This window comes from Brevundimonas vesicularis (assembly GCF_032067225.1).
Lineage (GTDB): Bacteria > Pseudomonadota > Alphaproteobacteria > Caulobacterales > Caulobacteraceae > Brevundimonas > Brevundimonas vesicularis_F.
On sequence record NZ_DAMBJX010000102.1, the window covers coordinates 1 to 5,773 of the forward strand.

Sequence of the window (5,773 nt, forward strand, 5' to 3'; positions counted from 1 at the left end):
CGACAGCAGGCTGGAGACCAGAGACAGGCTGTTCTTGACCCGGTGACTGACCTCTCGCGTCAATAGGGCCTGATGTTCGATGGCGGCCAGAAGCCGCTGCTCGGTCTGCTGGCGGGCGATGGCGGCGCCGACGACGGCGGCGAAGGCGTCCAGGAACAGGGCGTCACGGGCGTCGAACTGGCCCTCGTCTGGACTGTCGACCTCCAGCACGCCCCAGGGTTCGCCGTCCAGTTCGGGCCGGATCAGGACGTTGATGGCGCGCCGCACGCCGTGGTCGGCCAGAAGCTTGGGCGTATGGAAGCGCTGTTCGTTCTCCAGATGGTTGGAGATCAGCGGCTTGCCGGTCTGGAAGGCGTAGCCGGCCGGCGAATCCAGCTCGACGCCCAGCGAGGCGTGACCCTCGACCTCGCCGCTCCAGCCCACGCCGGCGACCAAGACCAGCCGGTCGCGGCTTTCATTGTGGATCAGCACCTTGGACAGGGGCGTCTCCAAGCCGTCGGCGCAGACCACGCAGGCGGCGTCGAGCAGGGCCTGACGATCGCGTTCGCACAGGGCCACCTCGCCGAAGCGCGCCAGCAGCGACTGCTGCTTCAGGCGATAGCGCAGCTCGTCGGCGATGGAACGGGTCTCGGGCGTCGGCGCATCCTCGACCTTGGGCGCGACCGGATCGTCCATCTGGATCTGGGTCTGAGAGGCCGTGTCGGCCCACACCTCGGCGACCAGTTCGGCGATCTCCGGGGTCAGGCCGGGGTCGGAGGGCGGGCGGGTGTGGGGCAAGGACGGAAATCTCGGTTCGCGCGACGGCGACATATAGGCTGACATAGCCGCTCTGAAAGGTTTGCGCAGAAATCATCGCGCGTCACCCCTTGCGTGGGGCGGCAAGAGCCATGGTCATCCGTATCTGTTTCGCCTAGGCCGGTCCCCGCGGCGCTACAGCGTTCGCTGGAAGAAGCGGACAATCTCGCGATTGAGATCCTTGTGAAAATCGGCGCGGTTGAAGTGTGGCGTCGGCGTGCAAATCTGCGGCGCCTCGGCCGCCAGGGCCGGAGAGCAGGGCGGCAGGAAGTCGTAATGACCTGCGCCTTCGACGCGGTGGTATTCGGGCGCGGCGCCCAGATGATCGCGGATCGGCTCGACGTTGTAGGGCGCGGGCAGAATGTCGTCGGCGCCCGCCTGCCACAGCTGAACCGGAATGCGCACGGCGGCGAGGCTTTCGGACGTAAACGAGAAACCCAGGGCCGGGGCGGCGATGACGGCGGCCTTGATCCGGTCGTCCTTCGCACGCGGACGCCAGGTCGACAGGTCGATCCCCATCACGTCCAGCAGACGGCAGGCGAAGAAGCCGGGATGGGCCTCGCAATGGTCGCCGATGGCCGCCGCGTCCGAAACCCCGCCAATGGCCGAGGTGACCGTGAACCCGCCCGCCGAGAAACCAAAGGCGCCGATGCGGTTCGGATCGACGGCGACGCCGCCCGGCCGCGAGCGCCAGTCGCCGGTCATATAGTTGATCAGGCGGCTGAGCTGGGGCGCGCGATTGGTCAGTTGGGTGGAGCGGCTCATGTCGCGATAGTTGTCGCCGGGATGGGTCAGGGCGGCGACCACGAAGCCGGCGTCGGCCAGGGCTCTGGCGGTGTCGGCATGGCTGCGCAAGCCGCCGCCGTTGCCGTGCGAGATGACGACCAGGGGCGCGGGCCGGCCATCGGCGGGACGCGCCGGCAGCCAGACTGCGGCCTCGACCGCGCCGTCCGGTCCGCCGGGAAAGGTGAAGACCTGATCGGGCGCCTGCGGATCGATCTGGGCGCGCGCCGGGCCTTCGGCTTGTGGCGCGGTCGCCTGCACGGGCGAGGCGGCGCCGGCTAGAAGCATCAGGGCCAGGCCGAAGCCGGCGATCAGGTTTTGCGGCGGTGAGCGATGGGGCATGTCGGTTTCCGTTGGTCGAGACGACCCGCTGTTCGGGGCGAGACCGAGCGAACGCCAGCCGCATTTCGCCAATGGGCGAACGGGTGCGTGGACGGGCGAAGGGTTCGACGATAGTGGGCTGACGAGGGAAGGGACGATGACGCAGAACGCCGCTGACAGACTGAATACGCCGCGCGCCTGGGCCGTCGATCTGGCGGCCTGCGCCCTGACGGGGGCGGTGTTGGGCGCGGTCGGTCCCTTCGGCAGCTTCTTCAACGACGGGCTGGCGGTGCGGATCGGCTATTGGACGGCGGTTCTGGTGATCAGCGGCGCGGTGTTCGGCGCTGCGATCCGCTGGGCCTGGCCCAGGATGCGCCGCAGACGCGTGTCCATGCGGTTCTGGCTGCCCATGCTGATCGTCGTCGCCAGCGGGCCGACCGCCGTGATCAGCCGGATCATCGCCGTGGTCCTGTGGCCCGGCATTCGCCAGCGTGTCGGCTGGGTCGAATGGTATGGGCAGGCCCTGCTGATCGGGGCCGTCTATGTAGCGCTCTACGCCCTGTTGCGGATGCGGACGTCCGCTACGGCGACGCGATCGGATGAAGGCGATCCGGGCTTCGCGCGCACCCTGCCCGCCGGGTTGGGGCGCGACCTGATCTGCCTGCAAATGGAGGACCATTATGTGCGCGTGCACACGACGCGGGGGTCGCAGCTTGTTCTGATGTCGCTGTCGCAAGCCGTCTCGGCGTTGAAGGGCGTCGAGGGGCTTCAGACCCATCGCTCGTGGTGGGTGGCGCGCGCGGCCATCGTCGGGGTCGTCGAGGACGGCCGTAACCTGCGCCTGGCCCTGACCGGCGGATTGACGGCGCCGGTGTCGCGCGCGCGGGTGGCCAACCTGCGGGCCGCCGGCTGGCTTTAGGTCAAGGGTTCTGACGGTCGTTCGCAGAAATCATCGCGCGTCACCCCTTGCGTGGGGCGGCAAGGCCTTATCTGTTGTGCGCCAGCATTCGAGGAGACCTTTTCCATGACCGACTTCAGCTATGACGCGTCCCGCCACCTGAAGAAGGGCCGGGGCAAGGTCTATGACTCGATCGTCGACACTATCGGCGACACCCCCATCGTGCGTCTGCCGCGTCTGTCGGCGGAATACGATACCAAGGCGACGGTTCTGGCCAAGCTGGAGTTCTTCAACCCGATCGCCTCGGTCAAGGACCGGATCGGCGTGGCCATGGTCGAGGCGCTGCAGGAGGCGGGCAAGATCGATCAGGACACGGTGCTGATCGAGCCGACCAGCGGCAACACCGGCATCGCCCTGGCCTTCGTGGCGGCGGCCAAGGGGCTGAAGCTGACGCTTTGCATGCCCGAAAGCATGTCGATCGAGCGGCGCAAGATGCTGGCCCTGCTCGGCGCACGCCTGGAGCTGACGCCGGCCGAAAAGGGGATGAAGGGCGCGATCGCGCGGGCGCAGGAGCTGCTGGAGACCACGCCGAACTCCATCAGCCCGTCGCAGTTCGAGAACCTGGCCAACCCCGCCATTCACCGCGTCACGACGGCCGAGGAAATCTGGAACGACACGGCCGGGGCGGTGGATATCGTGGTCGCCGGCGTCGGCACCGGCGGCACCATTTCGGGCGTCGGCCAGGCGCTGAAGGCCAAGAAGCCGTCGGTGCAGTTCATCGCCGTCGAGCCCGAGGCCTCTCCGGTGCTGTCGGGCGGCGCGCCCGGCCCGCACAAGATTCAAGGCATCGGCGCCGGCTTCGTGCCCGCCATCTATGATCCGTCGGTGGTCGATGGGGTCGAGCAGGTCTCCAACGACGACAGTTTCGACATGGCCAGAAAGGCCGCGCGGGTCGAGGGCATCCCCGTCGGCATCAGCTCGGGCGCGGCCCTGACCGCCGCCTTCCGCATCGCCGCGCGCGAGGAGAATGCGGGCAAGACCATCGTGGTGATCATCCCGTCCTTCGCAGAACGCTATCTTTCGACCGCGCTTTTCGAGGGCTTGTAAGCGGAGCCTTTAGGCCGTTCGCGTGTTCGATATCGGACGCGCGTGCGGCTCCGCTTGGGATGAGGGACGACGCGCGGCGGATCAACAATGCCGGAGCGTTTCATGCCTGTCGCCGCCCTTCGCCTGATCGCCGTCGCCGGGGTCTCGGCCCTGGCGCTCGCCGCCTGTTCCAACAATGACGACAAGGCGGCGGTCGATCCGTCGATGTCGCCCGAGCAACAGGCCGCAGCCGCCGCCAACACCCCCGTCACCGCCCAGCCGCGCCAGATCCGCAATGTGCCGGTGGATGTGCAGGGCGTGACCGAGGTGGGCGCTACGGTTCGGGTCAAGAACGTCGATCTGGCGGAGGACGCGACCATCCTGGACGTCAGCATCTCGTTCGCCAGCGACATGACGAACAATGTGCAGATGGCGACCAACGCCACCTATATCGAACTGCCCAACGGCCAGAAGCTGCGTCTGAAGCCGCCCGAGGGCAATCCGAACATGAACATCGTCAAGGGCGACACCATGAACGGCCGCCTGGTGTTCATGGGCGCGGTGCCGGCCGGGGTGAACCAGATCTCACTCGTATTTAACGAAGGCTCGACGTCGGACAGCATCATCGGTCCGTTTCTGCGTATGACCATCCCGCTGACGGCCCAGGCGGCCCAGAATCCGACATCCCAGAACCCGACGACCGGAGCGGCCGGATGACGGGACGACACGCGCCCGCCATGGCGGCGGCGCTGTTGGCCGCAGGATTGACGCCCTGCGTCGCCTCGGCCCTGACGGTGCGGCTGATGAGCGGCAGCGCCATCGGCCTGCGCTCAACCTTCGAAAAGGACATGGCCGCGCCCCGGTCCACCTTCGCCAAGTCGGGGCCGGACAGCGCGCTGGAAAGCGTGTTCGTCTCGTCCGAGGTCGCGCCCGAACGGGTCGAGACCACCCGCAGTCTGCTGAGCGAGCTGAACGCGCGGCGCACCGACGGGGTGATCGTGATCGACCTGCCGGCCGATGTTCTGTTCGACTTCGACAAGGCGACGATCCGGCCGGACGCCGAGCCGGCCCTGACGCGGGCGGCGGAACTGCTGAAAAGTTATCCGCAGGCCCAGGTCAGCATCGGCGGCCATACCGACGCCAAGGGCGACGACGCCTATAACGAAGGGCTGTCGCTGCGCCGCGCGCGGGCGGTGGCGGCGCGGCTGCAACGCGAGGCCGGGCGCACCCTGGGCGCCGAGGGCTTTGGCGAGCGGAGGCCCGTGGCTCCCAACGTCAGGCCGGACGGCTCCGACGATCCCGACGGGCGTCAGAAGAACCGCCGCGTCGAGATCCGCATCACGCCACGCGCGGGAGGCTGAGCATGGCCTTGATCCCTTGCCCCGCCTGCGGGCGTCAGGTGTCTGAGGCGGCGATCGCCTGTCCCAACTGCGGCCATCCGATCGCGGGCGACGCGGCGCGGCCGTCGGGCACGTTCAAGGAGGCCCTGACACGACCCGATGCGGTCAAGAGCGGGATCACCGTCCTGGGCGTCTTCGTCGCCGCGCCGTGGATCGCGCGCGTGCTGGCGGTCATCGCCTTCGTGATCCTGGCCATCGTGGTGGTGGTCAACAAGAGCTGATCCGGCTCACGCCCGGTTAACTGCTCGCTTCTAAGGTGGGGGGATGGGCGATCTGGCAGCCATGATCGGGGAAGAGGCGACGCCGCCGCCGCTGCGTGCGCGCCGGGCGCTGCTGAAGCGTCTGGCCGACGTCGTGTCGCTGCCCGCCAGCCGCATCAACGCCTTCGAGCGGGCGGTGACGGGCGACCTGCTGGTCGAGATGCTGCGGCTGGCCTCGCACGATGAGCGCAAGCGCGTGGCCGCGCGTCTGGCGCCGCTGGCCGAACTGC

The 5,773-nt window shown here is 68.3% G+C and carries 7 protein-coding genes and 1 pseudogene; 6 read left to right on the forward strand and 2 right to left on the reverse strand.

Translation table 11 applies throughout. The features are described 5' to 3' along the window. Together RT123_RS15445 and RT123_RS15450 are read right to left on the reverse strand one after the other, a co-directional pair. Positions 1 to 777: GAF domain-containing protein (locus RT123_RS15445; protein WP_313010109.1), on the reverse strand; the 777-nt coding region annotated here is incomplete at its 3' end. Positions 778 to 930: 153 nt separating this feature from the next. Further along, positions 931 to 1,920: a dienelactone hydrolase gene (locus tag RT123_RS15450; protein ID WP_313010112.1), complete on the reverse strand. Its 990-nt coding sequence runs from the start codon at positions 1,918 to 1,920 to the stop codon at positions 931 to 933. 136 nt (positions 1,921 to 2,056) lie between these two features. Here RT123_RS15450 and RT123_RS15455 point away from each other — a divergent pair, with 136 nt between their 5' ends. The 6 genes and pseudogenes from RT123_RS15455 to RT123_RS15480 all read left to right on the forward strand — a co-directional run. Beyond that, positions 2,057 to 2,818, forward strand: coding sequence for a LytTR family DNA-binding domain-containing protein (locus RT123_RS15455; RefSeq protein WP_313010114.1), 762 nt, complete (start codon positions 2,057 to 2,059; stop codon positions 2,816 to 2,818). 105 nt (positions 2,819 to 2,923) lie between these two features. After that, the gene (gene cysK / locus RT123_RS15460; protein WP_039244679.1) at positions 2,924 to 3,904 is read left to right on the forward strand and encodes a cysteine synthase A; all 981 of its coding nucleotides are present in this window, start codon (positions 2,924 to 2,926) and stop codon (positions 3,902 to 3,904) included. A 102-nt stretch (positions 3,905 to 4,006) separates the two neighbouring features. Then, the gene (locus tag RT123_RS15465) at positions 4,007 to 4,600 is read left to right on the forward strand and encodes a hypothetical protein (RefSeq protein ID WP_313010119.1); all 594 of its coding nucleotides are present in this window, start codon (positions 4,007 to 4,009) and stop codon (positions 4,598 to 4,600) included. After that, complete coding sequence (locus RT123_RS15470; protein ID WP_313010120.1) at positions 4,597 to 5,244, forward strand: OmpA family protein; 648 nt, start codon at positions 4,597 to 4,599, stop codon at positions 5,242 to 5,244. Before RT123_RS15465 ends, RT123_RS15470 begins: the two co-directional genes overlap by 4 nt. Before the next feature lie 2 nt (positions 5,245 to 5,246). After that, the gene (locus RT123_RS15475) at positions 5,247 to 5,504 is read left to right on the forward strand and encodes a zinc ribbon domain-containing protein (RefSeq protein ID WP_313010121.1); all 258 of its coding nucleotides are present in this window, start codon (positions 5,247 to 5,249) and stop codon (positions 5,502 to 5,504) included. Between the two features lie 43 nt (positions 5,505 to 5,547). Further along, positions 5,548 to 5,773, forward strand: a pseudogene (locus tag RT123_RS15480) (hypothetical protein); the annotation flags it as partial.